We start from the raw sequence: 22,115 nt of genomic DNA on the forward strand, positions 1-22,115 counted from the left end.
TCATTACCAATAAACGTCGGGTAAGTTTTTACTAAAAATAGCTTATATAGAATTAAAAAACTCTGTGGGAAAGCTGTTGATTTATCGTACAAGAAATAGCAAATGTTAGTTATCCTCTAAAAGGTTGCTAAAGAATTTACTTTTATATGAGAAATTTTTTAGTGCGTCCGGCATACTTTTGATTTCTAAAGTGAAATTGCATGCGATAACTAGGAAGGTCTCGCGCTCGGGTAATCGGAATGTTTTTTTAATGAAGAAAAAGTACTTGAATATCAAAAATTCTATGGTCAAAGTAAACAAATCTTTCGTAATCAAGTGTACCTCGGCTGGCAATTATTGCATACCAATTGAGCCTCTGAGAATGGGCTTTATGAGCCACTTACATAAATCACCTAAATCCTTTTGTATAATGAAGCGGCATTCGATAAAGATTGACACTTCGAGATAGGAGTTTTTTTGTGATTGATTGTCCAAAGTTTTTAACACTCTATTTAGATGGCATTAATCAAATAATAATTTATTTCGAGCGCGAGACACGATGACAAGTGTTTGGTTCGGAGTTTCGTCAAAATATGCTGATTTACAAAGTCAAGGAAAAAAGGATAATACCCCTTTAAAGACTTAAAGCATATGATGAGTTTATGATCAAATGTTTTGGAGGTATATTACAATGAATAATCCTTATTATATGTATGTCCATCCAAATCCTTATCTCAGTTATGTACCAATGAATAACTGCGGAAATATCTGGGGTTTCGATTATTGGAGTATGTCAAATGCTGCTAATTATACAAACCTATTTTCCCCGCACCAAAATATCCAAGGGAATACCAGTAGTCCTATAATAAGAGATCATGGAGGAGAACCCTTTGTAGTGAACATCAATCAAGTTTCCAAACAAAATAACAACTATCGCACTGCTATATGGACTGGTGATCATTTACAAGTGACTTTGATGAGTATTAACGTTGGAGAAGATATAGGCTTAGAGATTCATCCTAGCGTTGATCAATTCTTACGTATTGAGAGTGGTCAAGGGCTTGTTCAAATGGGGAAAAGCAAAGATAATTTAAACATTGTAAAAAATGTAGGTGATGATTATGCCATTATAGTACCTGCTGGCACATGGCATAATGTAATCAATACTGGCAATACGCCGTTAAAGCTTTATTCAATCTATGCACCACCTAATCACCCTTTCGGTACTGTTCATAGAACGAAAGCGGATGCCGAAATTGCTGAAGGTTAAAGTCTAAATAAAGACTATAAAATAAATCTAAATAACGTTCCTAATAAAAGTTTTGGAATACACCAAATAGCACGAACGTTGTGAAATGGTATGTTCCCCATTAATCAGACAGAAAAAAATAAAATCTGTCTAGCTAATGGGGAGTTTTTCATGCCTAATATCATCGGTCATTTTAATGCCGCTTACTTATTAATTCATAACCTACAACTATATAATCCCATAACAAATTATATTAGAAAATAAATACATTTATTGTTGGTAAAGATATTTATATATTAGAATCAGCTTAGAGCTTTCTATAAACACTTTTAGAAAATTCCATTCAAAAAGTATCTTAAACAGAAGTTGCTTAATGCGATTTTGTAGTCTACACGTAATACATGAGTTACTCAACAATCTGGCCCTTTAATAAAAACGAGCGCTGATCCTTACGACAGAATCGCGCACGATTGTGGAATATCTTCATTCAACGACTATTCCGGAGATAACTCCTAGATATTATTTTACTAAAATATCATAACAACACTGCTATAGTGGTCTTTACTTTAATAATTAACTGCTTAATCTATTATAGAATCGAATAATTCTACTCGAACATTATCGGGATTTTGATTATCTCTAAGATAAAATTCCAAATTCCAACTTTTATTAGATCTTTTCAATCCTTGTATAGCAATCCATTGATGTAATTCCTCATAACTGCTTTTTATTTGATAATTAGGACCATTATGCAGAATAGTAGCATATTGGTGTGGAGGGACTGTTAATGTACTCATATCTTCAGGTATATCTTTATATTCATCAACTTGAACGCAAACCCAATAACCATCTTCTTCTGGAGATGATTCTTCCACAATAAAAGCTCCTACTTGTTGACCTGAAAATAATACATTTTTAATTTCATTCGTTCTTTCTTTAAGTATCTTTGCAGCCTTTGGAATTTCTTCAATATATTTTTCTTCTGCACAAACTACTCTAATCCCAACTAATTTAACCTCCCCTAGTTCTTTTACTGACTTTTGAGCATTAACATCTCGTGACATAAGTAGCACCACCTAAAAAGATTCTTTATACAATTTTTTATTTCTATAATATTGGTAAATATCCTCCAATTATTTGGTAGAATACGTATTTTGTTCGTTTATTTTATTCAACAATATGGCCCGATTGTTGAACAAGAAAAAATCCTGCATGTATACACAGGATTATAATCAATTTTTCTTTTAACTTTTTTAAATAATCATTTTTTGGGTTGCTTTTAGATCGTTAATTTGACCACTTATTATCTCAAATTATTCATACATCTTTTCTTCAGCCTAAATATTTTTCCATTCTTCCTTAGCTAACAAATAATGATTGAACTGCTCTCCGTCTATTTCAGCATGTCCATTCAGATGAAATGCACATTTTTGAATCACTTTATTAGAGCTACCATTATGCGGGAGAACAACCGCATTAATGAGTTTCACATTTGTATGCTCAAATAAATATTGGATTAACCCCTTCACCGCTTTTGTTGTATAGCCCTTATTTCGATAATGTTTTGAAATGGCAAATGCAACTTCTCGGTTTGAGCCACTTAATTCTTCCTTTATCCCCGAGGTACAAAAACCAATGAATTCCCCTGATTCTTTTAAAATTATGCCTAGTCTTAAAATTTCATCATTGATATTCGGTACAGCAGACAAAAAAGCTTTATTATCAGGAATATCTTCGTTTATAGTCCAATCGAAGCGCTGTTCTTTCGTGGATTGCCAATCTGGTAAAAACTCAGCTACTTCAGCTTGAGATGTAATTTCAACGATTGCATCCACATCTTCTTCACAAAACTCTCTTAAGTAAAATTCACCACAATCAATTGTGAATAGATTATGTTCTTTCAATTTTGGATAACTCCTTTCCACGGTTTACTTTAGTATTCGATAAGTTAATCATTTCGAAAGAATAAAGCTTATTTACTGAATTTACTATTGGCACTTTCTTTTATTTATCTACTAATATAACTTGTTATGTTAAATTGAAATATTTCGGGTTTATAGTTATTATTTTGAATAACTTCCGTTGCTATTTGCTTGACTTCTTTTTTGCTCTTTTCATCTAATCGATCGTGGAAAACTTCTCAACCGAATTTGCTTCTATAACGTCAAAACTCTCTTTATTTTCCCTCTATATCAAGCGCTTTATAATATTCATCCACTATCGGGTGAATATCCTGTTTAGTATGATAATAAATTTCTTCTATTTTATTGAGCGTAAACGAATACAACTTCTCATCTTGAAAAAGCGTAATCATATAACGCCATCCAGTACGATCTTCCTGATTTTTTTCTGGAATGACCTGTATTGGTTTGATTAGGTTTAATAATTGTTCAATTTGCTGTGAATCGGTTGTTGTTTTTGAATAACCAGTTGAGCCATCTTGAATCACAAGCTTCTCGATTTCGACCATGCCCGACTCGTTGAAATACGTCTCAAATGTTTGGACTTTTGGTGTTCCGCAGCTTGTTAGTAGGAAAACTATTAGTAATACAAATACTATTTTCTTCATAGTCCTCCCCCCTCTTAACATTGCCACTAAAACTTTAGCGCATCATAAACAAGAAAATAATGAGTTGATATATAGCAGGTACTAATAATGCAAGTGTAAGAGAAATTACCGCACCTAATTTTGCTTTTTTAATTTTTGTCTCTTCCCCAAATTTTAAATGTTGAAAAAAGGATAATGTAAAATACAAACAGCAAATATAAAAAATCGCTGGAATTACCGAAAACCATAACGTTGCTCCAAATTGGTTCATCATGTCCAGTACTCGCTCCTATTATTGTTTTTGAAGTAATTGTAACATAATCAACACCTATTATTTTACATTTTTAGTTAATCAGTTTTTCACCATGTGCTCGATGTTCGAATAAAACAAGCGCAAATTTTTGAGATTGCCTATCCTATGGGGGCGGAAAAAAATTAAAGGTGCTACCGTAAAGCATCGGCGCACCTTAGTATTGGGTTTTGTTAAAAATATCTTCAATGTCGATATAAACCCCTGGAATTAACCCTGTTGCACGCGCAGGTCCATTCATCATAATATTTAAAAAGCCGTGCGCCATTACTTCAGAAGATACATGCTTATCGCCTTTAAGCCAATATTGTGCAATGCTAACCATGAGCGACACGATCACGATGCGAAACAGTTCTGGGGGAATATGTTTATCAAGCTTTAATTTTTCACGATTGAGTTTGTCTTCAAATACCGTTTCCGCAATGTCACTTAAACTTTGCTGAAACGAAACTACCCCTTTCGTATTGAAAATAATTTCTAGTAAATCGCGATCCTCCTGAAAACAATCAAAGATTTTGATAAGTGATAATTTGCGTGAATGAACTAATTCTTCAAGCGTATGTATCTCAGTTATATCGTCTAGCAGCGCATGTTCAATCTTCGAAATAAGCTCCTTTTCAAATTGCTCCACCATGTCGTATTTATCAACAAAATGTAAATAAAACGTGCCACGGTTTAAATCAGCGCGAGTGGTAATATCTAAAATCGTCATCGCTTCAAAGCCTTTTTCTCTTACCAATTCTAAACAAGCTTTACGCAATGCTTCACGGGATTTTCGTTTACGACGATCCATTTTTCCCCCTCCTTTTAATAAACAATATGGAACATTATGTTGAGTACCATACAGAGTACCTATTATTGTTTATGGGCATCGATTTCGAAATTCTTTATAATCGCATTATACATTAATCAACATTACGTTGAGTAAATAGAAAGGACAATATGGGCACATGAAAGAAAACAAATTTTTTATCATCCCATTTCTTGGTGTTATTTTAGTGTCATTCATTTTTTTAATGGCACAGATTCCGACTGCGAAAATAGAGCCGAAGCATCTACCTATTGCATTAGTCAATGAAGATACAGGAGAAATTGGGGCTACCATTACTGAAAAATTAATTGAGAATGCGCCAGATGCAGTTAAGTTTATTGAATATGATTCTGTGGAAATTATGAAAGAGGCTATGAATGAGCGTGAAACTTACGGCGGTCTAGTCGTCCCAGAAAATTTTTCTGCACAATTGGCTTCATTGCAGTCCAACACACCTGAAGAAGCGATTGTAGAAATTTATGTAAATGAAGGATACAATGCAAGCGTCGCAACTACCGTTGAAACGATGCTCCAAAAAATGGCGACACAACTTGGTACTACGATGAGTGTGCAAACGATTGCAAAACTAACAGAGGTACAAACTTCGCTGCAGCAGCAATTCGCAGACAATCCGCAATTAGCAGCAGCTGTATCCCCTGTTCAGCCACAAATGATTCCGTTGCTTGCGACTCCGATTACAACAGAGACGTATAAAGTTAATCCAGTAAATGGGTTAGCATCTGTACCAATGGGGTTATTCACATCTGTATGGATTTCTAGCTTACTTGGCGCAGTACTCTTTTACTTTGCTGGACGCAAACGCAATTTCAGTTCGATGAAGCAAGCCCGCCTATTTCAAGTGGCACAATCACTATTACCGATCGTTTATAGCTTCTTTGCAGGCTATGTTATCACGCTAGTTTCCACATGGGTATTAGGCTATGAATTCGAATCGTTCAATTCGGTTGCATTGATGCTATCTATCGCATTTTTAGGCTATGTGTATTTAGTATTGGCATGTTTAAAATGGATTGGTATCGCTGTCGTGCCAATTTTTGCAATATTAATGTTCTTCGGACTGCCTTTAATTCAATTAGCACCGGAAATGCTGCCAAGTTTCTATCGCGATTATGTAGTGTCTTGGTTACCATTTGGCTTCTTAATCGAAGGCTTGAAAGATATATTATTCTTCAATGACGATGTGTTAAACAGTAATTCAAACGTGCTAATTGTCATAGCTATCATTGCATTTGTGCTAATATGGGTGAAAAATTTGATGGAAAAGCATGAAATTATCGAAAATTAATTGATGCAGTTTATGTGTAAAATTACACATAAGCTGTTTTTTGATTTTTAGTGAAAGACTATACTAATTGGCCATAACTAATTTTAGAATAGAGTTCCATCTCTTTAACGCGCCCCACCTTAGTTTTGGTATTCGTTCGTTAGTAGAAAACACATTTCGAAGGAGAATGAAGGCAGTTCTGAAAAAATTTAGTCATTTCTATGAACAAAAAAACGCGCATCCTTTCGCAAGATGCGCATTTACAAATAATTAATTCGATTTTAAGAAGTCCGGATCCATGTAGGCTGGGTTAGGATACTTGTAAAAGCCTTCCCCTGTTGAAATCCCCATTTTCCCTTGGTCTATCATTTCACGTTTAATTTTTTCTGCAACAATTTTTGCAGCTGGGTCTTTCTCAGCACGCATTAAGTTTAAGTTGTACGGTGTTTCCATGCCAACAACGTCATAAATTGCGAATGGCCCTCGTGGTGCGCCAGTTGAAATCATCCAGTTTTTATCGATTGTTTGAGGATCTGCGATATCTTTTACCCAAAGTTCCATCGCTGCCGATAGGAATGGCACTAATAATGTGTTTAAGATGTAGCCTGGTTGCTCTTTTTTTAGTACGAATGGAATCATGTTAATCGCACGCGCGAAGTCTGCTACTTGCTCCACGTACTGTTCTTCCGTACCAGGGTGAACCATTACTTCTGCTGTGTTGTTTTGCCAAATGGAGTTCGCAAAATGTAATGCTAAGAATTTTTCAGGACGACCTGTAAATTGTGCAAATTGACTTGGTAATAATGTGGAAGAATTTGATGCAAATATTGTTTTTTCAGGTGCAACTTTGCCTAAATTTTCATAGAAGCTTTGTTTAATTTCGATACGCTCTGGCACCGCTTCAACAATGATGTCTGCGTCTTTTACCGCTTGTGTTAAATCCGTATAATAAGTAAGGCTAGCAAATGCCTTTTCTGCTTTTTCTGTATCGTTGAAATACTCACCGTATGTCGCTTTTAATGACTCCATACGTGTTTTTGCTGCTTCTATTGCCCCATCATTAATATCATAAACACTTACGTTAAAACCAAAAAATGCTGATTGGAAGGCGATCTGGCTACCTAATACACCGCTACCTGCGATTGTTACGTTTTTGAAATTCATACGAACCTCTCCTTTGAATGAAATTTAATGATATAGCTTATACCTTTATGTTAAAGCGCTTTCATGTGATATGATACATATAAATAAAGGTTATTCCATAAATAATAAACATATAAATGTAGGTGGAATTATGACACACGAACAATTTCCGTATTTGCTATTTTTAAAGATGTATCGAAGTGACCTGCAAAATGAAGCGACAGCGTACATTGAGGGTATTCCTGATTTGACCGCAATTGAAAAGCGTCAATTTCATCTCATTTCAATTTCATTTTTGCAATTTTTAGCGAATCAAATGAAGCAGCAGCAAGTCAATTTGGAAGCACTCCAATATTGGGTGCGCGTTCATCAGCACGGCTTGCCTGTTGATAAATCAAACTATTTCCCCATAGCAATTGAGCATGTTTTGCGTACAGTATTAGACTCAATCGACCATTCCAATAAAGAAGCGATTTTAGCAACTCATGAAGAAGTTATGAACCAAAGTATGCGATCGTTTATGCAATTACTTGAAAAGCCTATCGCTACTCTTGAATTGACGAAGGCTTCATTAAAGCAACTTGATGCGTTTAGTATTGAGTTGATTCAGCTTAATGGTACGGAGGATTTACCGCTACTTTTAGTAAAGGCCGAGGAAATTTTTCAATTTAAGCGCTGTATTTTTTATAGTTATAATCCTTGGCTCAATGAGTTTTCAGGTGTCATTGGTGCTGAATTACCAAAAGTACAGCGTATGCAAGGTAATATCGAAATTGAGCCAGTTTTTACGTTAAAAAAACCCATTTTCCTGAAAGATCCCGCTCCATATGTACAGCAAGTAGCAATTGATTTGTTTGGGCTTTCTTCCGTCATATTTATTCCGATTGAATATGAACAGCAGTTATTTGGTTGGATATCATTTGACCAAATGGGAGAAACATTTGATTGTGACAATGAAAAATTGTTTCTACTTGAACAAGCGGGCAAGCGTCTTGGTATGTATTTAGCCCGAAAGCAGTTGCGCAATCACTTGAATCACCGCATGCAGCTAAGCGAGAAGGAATATACGATTTTGTATTTGCTTGCGGAAGGCTATAAAAATAAAGAAATTGCAAATGTTCTGTTTTTAAGCGAATTTACAGTTCGTGATTATGTGCAACGATTAATGGACAAGTTGCAGGCGAACAATCGAACACAAATCATTTCTACTGCGTTTCGTATGGGGCTGGTGGAGTGATTTTTTAATATAATAATTGGCAGAACTAGAGGAGGTAGCTATGAAACGAATTGTAATTTTGACAATTGGCCCTACGCATAGTGGAAAAACGACGATTGCTAGGCAACTTGAACAGACATTATCCCATTTTGTTGTCCTCGATCAAGATAATCAGGCGGAATTTTTAAATGCACATTATGAAAAGCTCTTACCACAAAACGGGCCGAATACTCTGAAATTTCTTCTATCTGAAACATTATTGCACTATGCCATTGCAGAAACTAGTTACAATTTAATTTTATGTAATAGCAATATCCATAAAGCCCCGCGCCAGCAGCTATTGGCACGCTTCTTCCCTGCTGAGCAATTTGTTCGCGTGTACATTCACTTTGATTTTTCACGAGAAGTGTTACAAACCCGAATTGACAACACATTGCGTGACACAAAACTATTTCGCGACTCAACTTATACATATGAGGAATTGCTAGAAAGTCAGCTTCCACAAATCGATTCCCCCACTTGCGATGAGGTCGATTATGTTATGACAGTTGATGAACAGACTACGGCGCAGCAGTTATTAAGTAAAATCGAAATGATTATACAAAAGAAGGACGGCATTTGACGATAATTGGAAGAATCTTTGATTTACAGCAGGATGTTTCAGTCATCAATACTGATATATTAATAGCGTTTATTGAAATGCTAGAGCAAAAGTGAGATTTTCTCTCGCTTTTTTGTGTTGTGGAGATATTTTATCAGGTTGTGAAACATATATTTAATAAGGATGCTGTGAATTGGTTAATCGATTATAATCGATTCCTATTGATTTCAAATAAATAATCGGTAGAGGTGATAATTATGGATAAACAAGAATCTCCGACTGTAGAATTTAAACGTAAATTAACGAAGGATGTAAAACGGGAAGTTATTGCATTTGCTAATACTCTAGGAGGCGAGTTATATATTGGTATTGACAATGACGGCTCCGTATTAGGTTTAAAAAATGCCAAGAAAGTATCAAAGTCTGTTTCTAATATGCTACGTGACAGCGTTCAACCGGACATTTCAGTACACACCTTTATAGAACTTGAAACAATTGACGAAAAAGAAATCATAAAAATTTCCGTGTCACGTGGTACAGGACGTCCTTATTATTTGAAGAATAAAGGAATGAACCCATCAGGCGTATTTGTTCGCGAGGGAACTTCTGTTATAAAGGCTTCTGAAGAAAATATCCGTCAGATGATTCTCGAAACAGATAGCACAAACTTCGAAACAATGCCAAGTATACAACAGGACTTAACGTTCCATGATGCTTTAGAAGTATTCGAAAAACAGGGAATAAAGTTTGGAGCGAAGCAGCAACGAAAGCTTGGCTTGCTAACAGAGGACGGCTATTTTACAAATTTAGCCTTACTTATTTCCGACCAATGTGAACATACCATTAAATGCGCACGTTTTTTAGATAATGATAAACTCGAAGTTCAAAATCGCAAAGAGTTTAGCGGATCCATTTTAACCCAAGTTGATCAAGCTTTAAAATATTTGAATTTCGATAATGAAAAATCCGCTCATCTTGAAGGTTTACAAAGCGAAGAACATGAAAGCTTCCCTTCTTATGCTTTACGTGAAGCGTTAGTCAATGCAGTTACACACCGTGATTATAGCTATAGTGGAAGTATCCTCGTTCACCTTTTCCAAAACGAAATTGAAATTATTTCTGTTGGTGGTTTGGTAAACGGTTTGACGGTCGAGGATATTGAACTGGGGATTTCACAAAGCCGCAATGCAAAGTTAGCGAATGTTTTTTACCGTTTAAAATGGATTGAAAGGTACGGCACAGGTTTACAATGTATGGTTGAAAGCTACAAAGATAGCACTGTGTCACCTGCATGGCGAATCGGACCGAATGCCTTCGTTGTGACATTACCTAAAAAACCACTAACAGCGCCAATGGAAGATGAACATTTAACTACTTGGTTAACCCATCACCCTGAATTTTCAGCAAAAGAACTCGAAACCTTTTTAAATATAAGTAAGACAACTGTGCGTAAAATTATAGAAAAGCTAATTCTAGCCAATCAAATTGAACGTATCGGATATGGACCGAAAACAAAATATCAAATTATTGAATGAATGCTTACCTCACGTTATTTTTTACGTGAGGTTATTGCGTTGCAGCACTATTTTTTCTCCACCACCAAATATCAATTATCCTTCACTGAATAATCACCGTATTCCCTACTTAATGTGATGGAGCTTAGCTTTTTTTCATCATTGGCAAAGACAATTTTAAAGTTCGACTCCAGCACTTCTCCACCACCAAAGCCAATCGAAATTCCCAATGCTTCTTCCATCATCTCCGTTGTCGTATATGGACCGAATGCATCAACTTGTGTCCATTCGAAATTCGTGACTTTGGTTAAATCAATGACCGTTTCACCTTGTTCAAGTAAATCAATCAGTTTTCCTTTTGACACTGTGTATTGTTGCGCAGTGAGTGCCCAATATAAAAGTCCGCCGCATAATAGGGAAACAACTAAAATAAGGGGCATATTTTTTTTCATAATTTTGCCCCTAGCCAAACACTTTCATTCACCCTATCATAGTATTTCACTTCATACGTCCGCATTGTCCGTAAATCTCCGCGATATGCCACTTTGCCCTGCCCAATAAGTGCAAGCAAACGATATTCAATCCATGTATCATGAATGTCGTGCACACTAAAGCCTAGCACATGACCGATGATGCGTGGTGCTCGAATATATTCTTCATTGGATTCCTGCTGGAGCTCTTGTAAATAATGAAAAATCAGCGCATCGTCACGCGTTTCGACATCCTCAAAAATTTCACCACGGCGCCATGTGCGAAGTAGCGAGTTGCCCTGCATAAGTTTCGCTGCCTGCTTAGCATAATCACTTATCTCGTCTGGTGCTAACTGCTCAAACAGCTTTTCCGTGAGTATATGACGAAACTGCTCTGAACTGACCTCTCCTGTATGACGGATTTCCATCTGAACATTATGCTGAGGGTGTAAATACAGCATATTTTCATAGGTATCACAGAAATAAATCGGGCAATTTTTATACTGTAAGACATGACAAATAAGACGTAGCCCAAACTGCTCTGCAGCATTCTCACTCGCCCAAACAAGCACCGAATCTTCTTCAGTCACCTTTTCTAGTTGCTTTATTGCCTGTTCAAAACTATTTGCCCACTGCGAGCCATCCATTCGAAAAACCTGCTCGAGCCAAGATGACCGCTGTTTCAATCCTTCTTTTGTTAAAAGTTCTTGAATTGGCCCTTCCCCTAAATAGTCTGGGAACGCAATGATTTGCGCAGCTTCCTTTTTTAATGCAAACTTTAAAGATCCAGCTGCTGATTCACCGAAAATAATATGTTTCATAACTGCTCCTTCTCATTTCAATTACTGATGCCATTCCAGCAAGTAGATTTTCTTCTGCGACTTACTATACACGCCAATTATATAATCATTACCGCCATTTTCAGCTTTATGAAAATAATAATCACCAAACGAAAATTCAATTGGGTTATTATCGAATGCTTCACGAATTGCTGTATGCGTTTCTGTGTCTCCCAAATGTGTATCAATTGTATTGATTATAAAACGACTGACCTTGCCCGAAATAATCGCATCATTTTTTTCTGTTATCTTAATCAAATCCGCATCGCGTGGAGTAGGAAGTTCCTGTTCAAAATGCAGCACTGAATACCATTCGCCGTCTCCATGTGCAGCATATTTTGTCGCCCAAACTTGTTCAAAACGTTGCGGCTCTGGCAACTCAATGCCCCATCTTTCCTCATAACGTTGCGCGATTTCAAGCATTGTCGGCTCAAACGACGGTCTTAAAAGTAAATAGAGCAGCACACCTATACTGCCGAAAATAAGCACTTTTTTCACACCTACACACTCCTTTGAAATGGAAACGGATTCTCATACTTAAGGTTTCATTTACACGAATGAAACGCGTATATATTGCTCTTGCGCGATTTTTTGTAGTTGTGTTAATTCAATTTCTTGTATCGATATGGTACGTTTTTTTAGAATTGGTCGAGGGATTTCATCCGCCCAAAAGCGGAGTAGCTCGACATTTTGATCTGGGGAAAGCTGTTTCTTAATATAGTTTAATAAGTTGCTTACAAATTCCTCATTCCAATTTCCCTCGATGCCATAGATGAAAGGTTTGTCATTATAATTTGCTAAATCATAGGGCGGATTTCCCCACTGGTAAACAAGTAGCTTGGCAAATGCCCCTTCATCTGGCGCATGCAAAATTTGCGTGTCATCATCCATTGAGTGCCATGGCTGCACTGGAAATTGCTCAGAAACCGGATACATTTTTTTCAATTCACGTACAGATATATAGTCAATACCGGTATAATCCACTTCATTCAATTTTTTGTCTGCCACGAATACGGTGTATAATGTCATATTTTTTATTCTCCTCGTCTATCCTGAAAGTTTTGGCCAGCAAAAATGGTTTGCTCTTTGAAATGTCCTTCTGAATCGGTCCAAGAAATATTTAGTTTATAGGTTTCAAAAATGTCCTGTAACTGCTCTGCTGAGAAATCCTTTGCGTAAAAAATAAAACGATCCCAATCTCGTTTAAAGCTGCCATTTCTAAAAATCTCACCGCCTCCATTCTCATTCATATACTTCCTCCCATAGTCCAAATTGACCTGATCCATCAAGAGATCCATATCGAAATCACGTTGAACAGCTAGCTTGCGAAACTTATTGCCATTTCGAACACGATAATCAAACACCAAAACCGCATAATATTGTTCGATTTCTTCTTTTGTAAAATTGCCATTCCTATGTAATAACATTTTTACTTCTTCTTCATTCAAATGTTGAAGCTCCAATTGCAGTTCATCGTCCAAAGTTCGTTCACTTTGCGAGCAGCCTACAAGCAGCAGCACAAAGAACAATGGAAATATGAATTTCTTCATAGAATCACCTCTTTTTCTATTGTCAATTAATTTCCACATAAAAACAATCGAATAATCCCATTAACGGAAACAATCCCCTACATTTCGTCGTTGTTACTAAAAAAAGGGATGGAGGTATTTCATGAATCTTGGCATTCGCACAATCGCATTGCTTCTATTTTTAATTACTGCAATTTTGTTATTTATTTTAGTGATTCAATGTATTCGGTACTTTTTTAGAAAAATAACTTTCCCTAAAAAGCTTGCTCTCACAACTTCTACGGGATTTCTTGTATTGTTAGCGATTTTTGTGTACATTCAATATTTCTTTACGTTTGCACTCATCGGTACAGAGCATATGGAAATCGGAGCGGGACCGATATTATCACCATCGGAAAACTATGCCGCACAGGTCTACTATGAGCCGTATGGTGGGGTTTTAGGTGGTGTGAATGTTTGGGTAGAAGTGACGGATATCGAAAAGCAAACGACAAAAATCGTATATTATGCGGATGCGAAAAATAAAGTAACACTGCAGTGGATAGATGAAACTACTTTGTCTATTAACAATGAGGACCAAACGTATACGGATTCAAATCGAAGTATACAGTTAAATATTGAACGCGAAATTTATCATGAAAACGGTTTAGCTTGTCAAAGTTTGTTATTACGAAATAGCTTTGAAACGTGCTATCAATATAAGGATTAAATAAAAAAAACATAAGGTCCTTTTAGAAATACCCGCTTAAATTCTCATGTAAGAACCATCATTTTTTTAATTCATATGATACAAAGAAATATTTGCACTATGTTAGCTGCATTCGAGAATGAACAATTTCCTTTGTACACTACACTTTCAACAGTGATTCTAGCATACCGTGTGAATGTTATTTCCCTATTAAAATATAAAGAAGGTGAAACAAATACAAAACTCCAAGTATTTAGAACTCCTGTCCGTTCTTGGTATTGGCGGTGCACATCCTGGTGGAATTAATCTTACAAAAGAAATTTTTAAGCATGAACCTATTAATGATTCGTGTCACGTTTTAGATGTCGGCTGTGGTACGGGTCAAACTGCCGCATATTTAACCCAGACATTCGGTGCAAAAGTTACTGCGCTCGACATTAACCCAACGATGTTAGAAAAGGCGAAGTATAGAATGAAAAGCAATGAATTACATGTAGAATTCATTGAAGGCTCAATCGAAAATACATCTTTACTAGATAGTCATTTTGATTTTATCATTACTGAATCGGTGCTTTCATTTGTTAATAAACCAAAGGCATTAAGTGAAATATATCGGTTACTAAAAGATGGCGGTCGCTTCATTGCCATTGAACAAACAATGAATGAACGATTAGCTCCTGCTGACGAACTCGAAATCATGCAATTTTATGGCTTTGACTCGCTTCTTATGGAAAGCGATTGGGAGGCATTATTAATACAGGCTGGCTTTGAAAATATTCAAATTCAAAATCACACCACAATAGAATCCGAACCCGATTTTCATTATTCTAATGAAATTGATCCCGAGCTTTATAACGTCATGAAAAAGCATATAGAAATCATGCTTAACTATCAAGGAATTATTAGCTATCGGATTTATGCATGTACAAAATAATTTACTAGGCATACATGCATTTATAAACCCGACTGAAAGCGTTGTTGTCATATCGTTTTCAGTCGGGTTGACTATTTTTGTATGGGTTTATTTAATAAAAACGTTAAAAATGGATTTTAATCAACCTGTTCAAATTAAACCGAAAAACTCCATTTTTTGCAGAGGTTTTTATCGAGTTAAATCGTATTAAAAAGTGTACACAAATTTACACTCTACACGTAGTAGAAGCATAACCACATGGAAAAGCTGAACTATCGCAAAAATTAGTTCAGCTTTAAAATTAATCATTAAAATCCAAATAATCCCCTAAATAAATCTTATCTATTACAACATCACCCGATAAATTTTCATACATCACATTTAAATAAGTTTCATCAAGCGCAGCCCTCAAATCGGCTTCCGTTATATTTTTTGCTTTGAACACAACGCGGAATACATCATGGATCAAGCGCTCCCCGTACTGCTAATCTTTTATAATTAAACCCAATAAGGTTGAAAATAGGATGGCTTGAGAAGTTGATACGATGCATCCTTTTAATTCTTCAACCGATATCGTTAACGCATCAAAATTAGAAGAACTAATATCTACGCCTTTAAGTGACGTGCCCTCAAAACTGGCTTCATTTAGATGGCAATTGTTAAATTCAACCTTTTTAAATTTGCATTCATAAAAGTCCGCATTTTGTAGAGAATCATCTTGATAAACCACTTTTTCAAGTTTTGAATCTCCAAAGATAGACATATTCAAAATCGAGTTCTCAAATTTAACATTCCCTATTGAGGATTCTGAAAAATTACTCCCAAGCAATTTACAATTAATAAATTCAGCTCGATGAATGGACGATTTATGAAGATTTACATTTGATAAATCGCAATTTTCAAATCGTACATCAAGAATGTCCATTTTACTAAAATCGGTATTTATGAAAGTGCAATTTTTTAATACGGAACGATATAGCTGAACTCTCTCAACAGACTCATCTGAAAAATCGGTCCCTGAGATAATGCAATTTTCAAGTATTGGATCCTCTTCATAAAAAACATCATGGAATCTTTTTTCAGTTAACGCTAATGGAATATTTGGAATATCAATTTTCATAAGCTCTGCCCTCTTTCAATCAATTTTTCACGTAATGACTCTCCATTTATTTTCTACAGTATAGCTCATTTACCTCAATACCGATTACGTCTTATGCATTTGGTTCTATGATTATTATTCACTTTACCGAATATACAAAATACATCCTGTTCAAAAGTTGAAAGGATTGCCGATAATAATAGTAAATATTTTACATATTTGGAGGTGGGCATGAGATGAATATACATTTAGAAAGTCATTACTATTATAACAGCATAAAAAAAGAGAGTTCTATTCGCTTATCAGATGCTTTATTTTTAGATAAAAACAAAAAATCTGAAGCAGCCTATGAAATCAAAAAAGAAAACGGCTATATTCGCCATTACGTTACGAAGGCAAATGGCGAAAAAATAATGTTAAGAGAAACAAAATTACCAAAATCAAATGAGAATGAACAAGGCACTAGTAACGTGAAAGATATGGTTATTGAAATGGTAATGAGCCAGTTAACAAAAACGCTAGATAAAGAACAGTTCAACATGTTTTCCAAAACTGGCTTAGTCGCTCAAAAGGAAAAGCAGAATAAAAAATACATTACTAGTATTTAGTTTTATTTAACGCCCTCTAGCTCTCGCTGTAGTTTTACAACAGAATAATTTTGAAAAGGTGGAGGAAAAAGTGACGAAGAATACGAGATTAATGAAGCTAAGCGTGATTTTATCGATAGTGGGGATTGTCCTTATTATGTGTAGTGGCTGGGTTGGTAGGTCATTCAGCAATTTATGGCTTCAATCAATTGGAGGCAGTATAGACACGGAAATTTTTCTGTATATGTTGAACAGTTTTCGTAATAGCACCCTATTGATCGGTGGTATATTATTCACGGTTTGTTTACCAACTGCCATTTTTGCTTGGTACCAAACTTTGGATAAAGCGGAATGAAACCAAAATTTCTATATTTTATACTCCCGATCCTATCGATTTGGTTGATAGTTGGTTGTACAAATAAAGAAGCAATAGAAAAGACGGATAATCCCGAACAATATACACAGATAAAACAAGTACCTTGGGCGTTTGTAGAAGAAAACGAGTGGACAAACACTACTAAAGGAGATTGGCAAAGTGCGACAGTAAAAAACGTGATTGCTACGAATAACTATCATTTGTTCGATAAAACGGATGAAGGAAATGAAGCTTTATCTGTTACTTTTGAAGACAAGGATGGTGTTTTAATTAGTGCGCCTTCTATTCTTGTAGACCCTGTAATGCAGCCTGTTCCGTAATAGGCATCAACTTCTGTTCCCCATAGACAGCTGCTGTCGAAGAGAACACAATATGCTTCACTCCTTGTTCTCTCATCATTTCTAGAACGATTTGTGTTCCATACACATTGTTGTCAAAATATTTCAGTGGATCCGTCATTGATTCTCCAACTAGGGAGTTTGCGGCAAAATGCATAATCGCTTCAATATTTTCCTTTTCGAAGACTGCTTTCATAAAGTCTCGACTCTGAATGGAGCCTTCATAAAACTTAGCCATTGGGTGAATCACTTCTCGGTGTCCAGTTTGCAATTTATCAATAACGACCACATCAAAAAGACCTAGGATCTCCCTAAGCCTTTTCAATTTCCTGTTTTAATTTGTACTCTTACGAATGACTAATTCAGATCCAAGATACAACGTTTTAACAATCTTTCTTTTTTCTTGAATTCGCTCAAGCAATAAAAGCATGGCATTTTTACACATTTCTTTGATATCAATATGAAAAGTCGTGAGAGGAGGAGATACATATTTTGTGACACTAATATTATTAACACTTATCACACTCACTCTATTAGGGATGCCCAGCCCATGTTCATTTAGAGCTTGAAGACATCCTACCGCAATGGGATCGGCAGCAATAAAAAAAGCCGTCGGCAATTGTTCCCCTAATTCCTTCATTGCTTTCGTCATCAAGTAATACCCATTTTCTACTGAAAAGCCTTGGTGACAGAAGACAAATTGTTCCTGAAACAATCCTTTTTCTTTCATATAAGATCTAAAAACACGTTCACGCGACTCCATTACTTCCTCACTACTATCGGGGTTATGATATGTACCTCCTATAAACCCAATTTTTTCATGACCTTTTTCGATCAGACAATCAACAGCCTTACGTGTGATTTGTGCCAAATCAGGACTAACGGAATCAAAGCAATTAGGATCTGGTGCAGAATCAATGAATACTCCATTTAATGTTATATTTTTTAAATACTCTAACTCTTTTTCCGAAAATGTTCCAACAGCAATAAACCCCTCTATATCGTGAGGGATACTATCAATTCCATCTGTAACTTTATATGTAATAAATTCTACATTGCATTTTTTTGCTATTTTTTCTGTTTCTAATCTAATGGATCTAAAATAAACATCCTCTAATTCCTCTTTATCCGTTACCCAATATAAAAAAGCGATATTTTTTACAAATGGCCTTACCGTTTTCTTTCGATATTTCAGTTTCTCAGCCACCTCATAAATCTTTTCCTTCGTTTCTTCAGGAACAGAAAGTGAGGGGTCATTGTTTAAAACACGGGAAACGGTTGCAACAGAAAAACCAGCCTGCTCTGCAATATCTTTAATTGTCGCCATTCTCTCCACCACCGATTCTATCTTCAAGCTACTCATAATAAATAATAGCTTATATTTAACTAATATACCTATAATGTTAGTTTTTGTCATCTGTTACCAACCAAGGATTTCCCTAGACAGATTTTAAGGACGACGATATGTTCACGTCGTCCCAATCTGGGGGATTTCTTCTTATCGCAGATTAACGGGCAATAAGCCCCCCACTGACTGAAGTATACATTATCCGATCCTTCCAAGCTCAACGGCTGTTGTCTCTTTATTATGAAAGAAAGAGAGACGGAAAGAAAGAGAGAAATCATCAAATGTACAACGATATTTTTCAAGCTGATTCTGCCCGCAGGAATTACTGCCCAAGCCATTTTGTTTACTGTCAATATGGAGCACAACGTAATCGCGCGGCTTTAAATCAATTGTATGCTTTGCATTTTCAAGATCGCTCACTTCATAATGAGATGCACTAAAGTTAAAGGTTTCGTTCGTTGTAACAATAAGTCCATTGGCTGTTTGATCTACAAAGCTAATCCAGTCGCAATCTAAGCGATTGCCATTCTCTTGTGGTTTCACATAATTCGTAAACAAGTCTTGGACGTCCTTTTTATAAACACCTATGTGGTTGGCCTGTTTCGAATCAACATAACTTTCACCTGGTCCTCTTCCACGCCACTGTACTTCTGAGAAATCTTTATTCAATTGCAGCTGGACACCCAAACGCGGAATCATGATCGGAGCATTTTCTTTCATGCCCGAAGCGATCCCGTTAATGCTGCATTCAATGTCTCCATCCGGAAAAATCTTGTATTGATATTGAAGCTCGTAGTGCCAAGAGCTATTTGTTGTGCCATATAATGTATCTGTCTGCCACTGGAATACTCCATCCTTCAAGTTATATTGAACATCGCGTACCATTTCATGACCCAAGTGCATGAAATATTTTGCGCGGTAATCATTCAGCAAGTACATATCGTTATCGATTGGAGCACGCCAGAAGGTAAACTGCGGCCCTTTTTCAATCTGAACTTTCCCATTTCGTGTAACTTCTTTAATGAACCCTTTAACACAATCAAAGGTAACTGTAAAATCATGCCCATGCACGGTTAAGAAAGCCCCATTTTTCACAGTATGAAGTTCCGCATCTCTATGCACTTTCGACTGTTTCTCTTTTCCAGGGAGTACAAAGGAAGCATTAGCCAACTCATGGCCTTTATTCGCCCAAGGGGTATCTTGATTTAGCTTGTAGGATAACACAAGAAAATATTTGGCACCATGGACTTTTTCAATATCTGGTCCTGCCGGCAATGAAATCTCAGCGACCTTTCTTCCTTCTAGCTTCGGAAGCTCAACAGATAATGATTCTACAAGTATGTCATCCTCGTAATAGGAACACGTTAATTCTAAGTGCTCTAATGTTATGAAATCGTAGCGGTTGATGAGTTGGAAAAGCCCTTTTTCTATATCCAAGCATTCTGTCTGCACTGGCTCAATGACCTTCTTATACTCTAATAAACTAGGAGAAGGGGTGCCATCAGGCATGATTAGTCCGTCTATACAGAAATTCCCGTTCGTTGGATCATCTCCAAAATCTCCACCGTAACGATAGTAGACCTCTCCATCCTCTGAAATGGTCTCAATTCCGTGGTCAAACCATTCCCAAATAAAACCACCTTGAAGTTTATCATATTTGTAAATTAAGTCTTGATATTCTTTCAGATTTCCAGGTCCATTGCCCATGGCATGAGCGTATTCACAATGAATATGTGGTTTTGTACTGTTTTCTATTATTTTATCCATCGTGAGCCTCGTTCCATGCGGCTCAAGCCATGTATACATCGTGCTGTAAACATCCGTCACCTCTGCTTCTCGATCCCCTTCATAATGAACTAGACGGGTCGAATCCATTTCTTTTGCCCGTTTAGCCATTGCTCTGAAATTATGACCAAAAGAAGACTCATTGCCAAGCGACCACATTATAATACATGGATGATTCTTGTCGCGTTCAATCATACGTTCTATACGTGATACATGAGCTGTTTCCCATTCCGGATCATTGCTAATCCAATCATACTTCCCTGTCAATTCAAATCCGTGGCACTCTAAATCAGCCTCATCAATCACATACATTCCGTATTGATCACATAAATCATATAAAAATGGAGCATTTGGATAATGTGCTGTCCGGATGGCATTAATATTATGCTGCTTCATTGTAATGATATCTCGTTCTACTTCTTCTTTCGTCACAACTCTACCCGTTTTCGGATTGTAATCATGGCGGTTAACGCCCTTAAATTTAATGGCCACTCCATTGACTAGAAATGTCTCACCTGATAAAAGTATAGAGCGAAAGCCTACATGCTGGTGAATCACCTCAATGATTTCACCCTTTGCATTCTTTACCGTCATATACAAATCGTATAGATTCGGTGTCTCTGCACTCCATTTCAGCGGTGAGGCAATGGTTTGACTCAATGGCTTGTTCCCAGTTTGTTCTAACTGAAGAACCTGTTCGCCATTGGGATCGATCAATTCATATTGGATTCTTTGACCTGCCTGCTCCATTAATTTTACTGAAACAGTTAATTCTGCATTTTGCCATTCTCCATCGAACAACGTGTTTACTGTAAAATCGTATAGACCTAAGGATGGTCTTGTATACAAATCTACATCTCTAAAGATTCCACTCAACCACCACATATCCTGATCTTCCAAATACGTTCCGTCCGACCATTGAAACACACGAACGGTTACATTATTTTGTCCTTGACGGCAATAATCGGTGATATCAAATTCAGCTTGGATTCTTGCTCCTTTGCTGTACCCAACAAATTCACCGTTTATATATAATTCGAATGCTGAATCCACACCATGGAAACGCATAATTAACTTCTCTCCATCTATATTTCGATTACATTCAAACTCCCGTCGATAAATACCTGTCGGGTTATCAGTTGGGACGTACGGCGGGATAATGGGGAAATTATACCACAAATCTGAATAATGCATTTTTCCGTATCCTTGAAGCTGCCAATTACTAGGAACCGTAATCTCATCCCATTGGGACGTATCTAAACCATCATGGAAAAAGTCTTCTGGCCCATATTCAGGCGCCTCTAGATAAATAAACTTCCATTTTCCATTTAGGCTTTGATAATAGTGTGTTTTTATCAGCTCACCAGTTTTCGCTGACTCTCGGGAAGGATAGCTTAAATAATGAGCACGAGCTTTCATGCGGTTAATTTCATCCGTTCTGATATCTTCCCATCTCTTTAGACTTTTCATATCTACACCTCTTAGTT

Annotated in this window: 25 protein-coding genes and 1 pseudogene; 10 read left to right on the top strand and 16 right to left on the bottom strand. The window is 36.5% G+C overall.

All coding sequences use genetic code 11. The annotated features are described in order from the left end of the window. Positions 1-670 precede the first annotated feature (670 nt). Positions 671-1,249, top strand: a complete 579-nt coding sequence (locus tag LZ480_RS15615; RefSeq protein ID WP_241370475.1) for a cupin domain-containing protein — start codon at positions 671-673, stop codon at positions 1,247-1,249. A 560-nt stretch (positions 1,250-1,809) separates the two neighbouring features. Here LZ480_RS15615 and LZ480_RS15620 read toward each other — a convergent pair. The 5 genes from LZ480_RS15620 to LZ480_RS15640 all read right to left on the bottom strand — a co-directional run bounded on the left by LZ480_RS15620 (position 1,810) and on the right by LZ480_RS15640 (position 4,879). Continuing rightward, the gene (locus LZ480_RS15620; protein ID WP_241370476.1) at positions 1,810-2,292 is read right to left on the bottom strand and encodes a GyrI-like domain-containing protein; all 483 of its coding nucleotides are present in this window, start codon (positions 2,290-2,292) and stop codon (positions 1,810-1,812) included. Between the two features lie 273 nt (positions 2,293-2,565). Then, on the bottom strand, positions 2,566-3,132 hold the full coding sequence (locus LZ480_RS15625; RefSeq protein ID WP_241370477.1) for a GNAT family N-acetyltransferase: 567 nt from the start codon (positions 3,130-3,132) through the stop codon (positions 2,566-2,568). Between the two features lie 272 nt (positions 3,133-3,404). Then, positions 3,405-3,797, bottom strand: coding sequence for a membrane lipoprotein lipid attachment site-containing protein (locus tag LZ480_RS15630; protein ID WP_241370478.1), 393 nt, complete (start codon positions 3,795-3,797; stop codon positions 3,405-3,407). 34 nt (positions 3,798-3,831) lie between these two features. Further along, positions 3,832-4,050, bottom strand: coding sequence for a hypothetical protein (locus tag LZ480_RS15635; RefSeq protein WP_241370479.1), 219 nt, complete (start codon positions 4,048-4,050; stop codon positions 3,832-3,834). Positions 4,051-4,243: 193 nt separating this feature from the next. Then, complete coding sequence (locus LZ480_RS15640; RefSeq protein WP_241370480.1) at positions 4,244-4,879, bottom strand: TetR/AcrR family transcriptional regulator; 636 nt, start codon at positions 4,877-4,879, stop codon at positions 4,244-4,246. Between the two features lie 157 nt (positions 4,880-5,036). On the opposite strand from LZ480_RS15640, the gene LZ480_RS15645 reads away from it, so the two are divergent. Continuing rightward, a complete protein-coding gene (locus LZ480_RS15645; RefSeq protein ID WP_241370481.1) occupies positions 5,037-6,203 on the top strand; it encodes a YhgE/Pip domain-containing protein in 1,167 nt (388 codons plus the stop codon). A gap of 249 nt (positions 6,204-6,452) precedes the next feature. Here the strand turns inward: LZ480_RS15645 and LZ480_RS15650 are convergent, their stop codons facing one another. Beyond that, positions 6,453-7,346, bottom strand: a complete 894-nt coding sequence (locus LZ480_RS15650; RefSeq protein WP_241370482.1) for a 3-hydroxyacyl-CoA dehydrogenase — start codon at positions 7,344-7,346, stop codon at positions 6,453-6,455. Between the two features lie 130 nt (positions 7,347-7,476). On the opposite strand from LZ480_RS15650, the gene LZ480_RS15655 reads away from it, so the two are divergent. The 3 genes from LZ480_RS15655 to LZ480_RS15665 all read left to right on the top strand — a co-directional run bounded on the left by LZ480_RS15655 (position 7,477) and on the right by LZ480_RS15665 (position 10,677). Beyond that, positions 7,477-8,562, top strand: a complete 1,086-nt coding sequence (locus LZ480_RS15655; protein WP_241370483.1) for a response regulator transcription factor — start codon at positions 7,477-7,479, stop codon at positions 8,560-8,562. Between the two features lie 40 nt (positions 8,563-8,602). Continuing rightward, on the top strand, positions 8,603-9,163 hold the full coding sequence (locus tag LZ480_RS15660; RefSeq protein ID WP_241370484.1) for an AAA family ATPase: 561 nt from the start codon (positions 8,603-8,605) through the stop codon (positions 9,161-9,163). 236 nt (positions 9,164-9,399) lie between these two features. Continuing rightward, positions 9,400-10,677 carry an RNA-binding domain-containing protein gene (locus tag LZ480_RS15665; protein WP_241370485.1) on the top strand — a complete coding sequence of 426 codons (1,278 nt, stop codon included), beginning with the start codon at positions 9,400-9,402 and terminating at the stop codon, positions 10,675-10,677. Positions 10,678-10,748: 71 nt separating this feature from the next. Here the strand turns inward: LZ480_RS15665 and LZ480_RS15670 are convergent, their stop codons facing one another. Genes LZ480_RS15670 through LZ480_RS15690 form a run of 5 tightly spaced genes read right to left on the bottom strand, consistent with a single transcriptional unit; the run spans position 10,749 to position 13,515 of the window. Beyond that, complete coding sequence (locus LZ480_RS15670; protein WP_241370486.1) at positions 10,749-11,108, bottom strand: hypothetical protein; 360 nt, start codon at positions 11,106-11,108, stop codon at positions 10,749-10,751. Continuing rightward, the gene (locus LZ480_RS15675; RefSeq protein ID WP_241370487.1) at positions 11,105-11,947 is read right to left on the bottom strand and encodes a DUF1835 domain-containing protein; all 843 of its coding nucleotides are present in this window, start codon (positions 11,945-11,947) and stop codon (positions 11,105-11,107) included. The genes LZ480_RS15670 and LZ480_RS15675 overlap by 4 nt, the downstream gene beginning before the upstream one ends. Positions 11,948-11,968: 21 nt before the next feature. After that, positions 11,969-12,463, bottom strand: a complete 495-nt coding sequence (locus tag LZ480_RS15680) for a hypothetical protein (protein ID WP_241370488.1) — start codon at positions 12,461-12,463, stop codon at positions 11,969-11,971. Between the two features lie 51 nt (positions 12,464-12,514). Beyond that, entirely contained in the window at positions 12,515-12,994 is a 480-nt protein-coding gene (locus tag LZ480_RS15685; protein ID WP_241370489.1) for a hypothetical protein, read from the bottom strand. Positions 12,995-12,999: 5 nt separating this feature from the next. Then, a complete protein-coding gene (locus tag LZ480_RS15690) occupies positions 13,000-13,515 on the bottom strand; it encodes a membrane lipoprotein lipid attachment site-containing protein (protein WP_241370490.1) in 516 nt (171 codons plus the stop codon). A 121-nt stretch (positions 13,516-13,636) separates the two neighbouring features. On the opposite strand from LZ480_RS15690, the gene LZ480_RS15695 reads away from it, so the two are divergent. Both LZ480_RS15695 and LZ480_RS15700 read left to right on the top strand, forming a co-directional pair. Beyond that, positions 13,637-14,203: a DUF5412 family protein gene (locus tag LZ480_RS15695; protein WP_241370491.1), complete on the top strand. Its 567-nt coding sequence runs from the start codon at positions 13,637-13,639 to the stop codon at positions 14,201-14,203. A gap of 205 nt (positions 14,204-14,408) precedes the next feature. Continuing rightward, a complete protein-coding gene (locus tag LZ480_RS15700; RefSeq protein WP_241370492.1) occupies positions 14,409-15,116 on the top strand; it encodes a class I SAM-dependent methyltransferase in 708 nt (235 codons plus the stop codon). A 280-nt stretch (positions 15,117-15,396) separates the two neighbouring features. Here LZ480_RS15700 and LZ480_RS15705 read toward each other — a convergent pair whose 3' ends face one another. After that, the gene (locus LZ480_RS15705; protein ID WP_241370493.1) at positions 15,397-15,564 is read right to left on the bottom strand and encodes a hypothetical protein; all 168 of its coding nucleotides are present in this window, start codon (positions 15,562-15,564) and stop codon (positions 15,397-15,399) included. A gap of 15 nt (positions 15,565-15,579) precedes the next feature. Then, positions 15,580-16,215: a pentapeptide repeat-containing protein gene (locus LZ480_RS15710; protein WP_241370494.1), complete on the bottom strand. Its 636-nt coding sequence runs from the start codon at positions 16,213-16,215 to the stop codon at positions 15,580-15,582. A gap of 215 nt (positions 16,216-16,430) precedes the next feature. Between LZ480_RS15710 and LZ480_RS15715 the strand changes: the two genes are divergently transcribed. From LZ480_RS15715 to LZ480_RS15725, 3 genes are all read left to right on the top strand, one after another. After that, positions 16,431-16,802, top strand: a complete 372-nt coding sequence (locus LZ480_RS15715) for a hypothetical protein (RefSeq protein WP_241370495.1) — start codon at positions 16,431-16,433, stop codon at positions 16,800-16,802. A 70-nt stretch (positions 16,803-16,872) separates the two neighbouring features. Beyond that, on the top strand, positions 16,873-17,136 hold the full coding sequence (locus LZ480_RS15720) for a hypothetical protein (RefSeq protein ID WP_241370496.1): 264 nt from the start codon (positions 16,873-16,875) through the stop codon (positions 17,134-17,136). Next, positions 17,133-17,477 (top strand): hypothetical protein, encoded by a 345-nt coding sequence (locus tag LZ480_RS15725; RefSeq protein WP_241370497.1) that lies wholly within the window; start codon positions 17,133-17,135, stop codon positions 17,475-17,477. The genes LZ480_RS15720 and LZ480_RS15725 overlap by 4 nt, the downstream gene beginning before the upstream one ends. On the opposite strand, the pseudogene LZ480_RS15730 reads toward LZ480_RS15725, so the two are convergent. The 3 genes and pseudogenes from LZ480_RS15730 to ebgA form a co-directional block, all read right to left on the bottom strand. Beyond that, positions 17,470-17,787: pseudogene (locus LZ480_RS15730) on the bottom strand (NAD-dependent epimerase/dehydratase family protein); the annotation flags it as partial. The gene LZ480_RS15725 and the pseudogene LZ480_RS15730 sit on opposite strands and share 8 nt — an antisense overlap. Before the next feature lie 42 nt (positions 17,788-17,829). Next, positions 17,830-18,822, bottom strand: a complete 993-nt coding sequence (locus LZ480_RS15735) for a LacI family DNA-binding transcriptional regulator (protein ID WP_241370498.1) — start codon at positions 18,820-18,822, stop codon at positions 17,830-17,832. A gap of 219 nt (positions 18,823-19,041) precedes the next feature. Next, positions 19,042-22,098 carry a beta-galactosidase subunit alpha gene (gene ebgA / locus LZ480_RS15740; RefSeq protein ID WP_241370499.1) on the bottom strand — a complete coding sequence of 1,019 codons (3,057 nt, stop codon included), beginning with the start codon at positions 22,096-22,098 and terminating at the stop codon, positions 19,042-19,044. Positions 22,099-22,115 lie beyond the last annotated feature (17 nt).

It is taken from the genome of Solibacillus palustris (assembly GCF_022549215.1).
Classification (GTDB): Bacteria; Bacillota; Bacilli; order Bacillales_A; family Planococcaceae; genus Solibacillus; species Solibacillus daqui.

Bases quoted from the DNA above. Each gene is read 5' to 3' on its own strand.
- LZ480_RS15685 (WP_241370489.1), bottom strand. From the start codon at position 12,994: ATGACATTATACACCGTATTCGTGGCAGACAAAAAATTGAATGAAGTG.
- LZ480_RS15650 (WP_241370482.1), bottom strand. From the start codon at position 7,346: ATGAATTTCAAAAACGTAACAATCGCAGGTAGCGGTGTATTAGGTAGC.
- LZ480_RS15665 (WP_241370485.1), top strand. From the start codon at position 9,400: ATGGATAAACAAGAATCTCCGACTGTAGAATTTAAACGTAAATTAACG.
- LZ480_RS15695 (WP_241370491.1), top strand. From the start codon at position 13,637: ATGAATCTTGGCATTCGCACAATCGCATTGCTTCTATTTTTAATTACT.
- LZ480_RS15725 (WP_241370497.1), top strand. From the start codon at position 17,133: ATGAAACCAAAATTTCTATATTTTATACTCCCGATCCTATCGATTTGG.
- LZ480_RS15675 (WP_241370487.1), bottom strand. From the start codon at position 11,947: ATGAAACATATTATTTTCGGTGAATCAGCAGCTGGATCTTTAAAGTTT.
- LZ480_RS15690 (WP_241370490.1), bottom strand. From the start codon at position 13,515: ATGAAGAAATTCATATTTCCATTGTTCTTTGTGCTGCTGCTTGTAGGC.
- ebgA (WP_241370499.1), bottom strand. From the start codon at position 22,098: ATGAAAAGTCTAAAGAGATGGGAAGATATCAGAACGGATGAAATTAAC.
- LZ480_RS15645 (WP_241370481.1), top strand. From the start codon at position 5,037: ATGAAAGAAAACAAATTTTTTATCATCCCATTTCTTGGTGTTATTTTA.
- LZ480_RS15615 (WP_241370475.1), top strand. From the start codon at position 671: ATGAATAATCCTTATTATATGTATGTCCATCCAAATCCTTATCTCAGT.
- LZ480_RS15710 (WP_241370494.1), bottom strand. From the start codon at position 16,215: ATGAAAATTGATATTCCAAATATTCCATTAGCGTTAACTGAAAAAAGA.
- LZ480_RS15715 (WP_241370495.1), top strand. From the start codon at position 16,431: ATGAATATACATTTAGAAAGTCATTACTATTATAACAGCATAAAAAAA.
- LZ480_RS15620 (WP_241370476.1), bottom strand. From the start codon at position 2,292: ATGTCACGAGATGTTAATGCTCAAAAGTCAGTAAAAGAACTAGGGGAG.
- LZ480_RS15640 (WP_241370480.1), bottom strand. From the start codon at position 4,879: ATGGATCGTCGTAAACGAAAATCCCGTGAAGCATTGCGTAAAGCTTGT.
- LZ480_RS15655 (WP_241370483.1), top strand. From the start codon at position 7,477: ATGACACACGAACAATTTCCGTATTTGCTATTTTTAAAGATGTATCGA.
- LZ480_RS15670 (WP_241370486.1), bottom strand. From the start codon at position 11,108: ATGAAAAAAAATATGCCCCTTATTTTAGTTGTTTCCCTATTATGCGGC.
- LZ480_RS15630 (WP_241370478.1), bottom strand. From the start codon at position 3,797: ATGAAGAAAATAGTATTTGTATTACTAATAGTTTTCCTACTAACAAGC.
- LZ480_RS15635 (WP_241370479.1), bottom strand. From the start codon at position 4,050: ATGATGAACCAATTTGGAGCAACGTTATGGTTTTCGGTAATTCCAGCG.
- LZ480_RS15735 (WP_241370498.1), bottom strand. From the start codon at position 18,822: ATGGCGACAATTAAAGATATTGCAGAGCAGGCTGGTTTTTCTGTTGCA.
- LZ480_RS15660 (WP_241370484.1), top strand. From the start codon at position 8,603: ATGAAACGAATTGTAATTTTGACAATTGGCCCTACGCATAGTGGAAAA.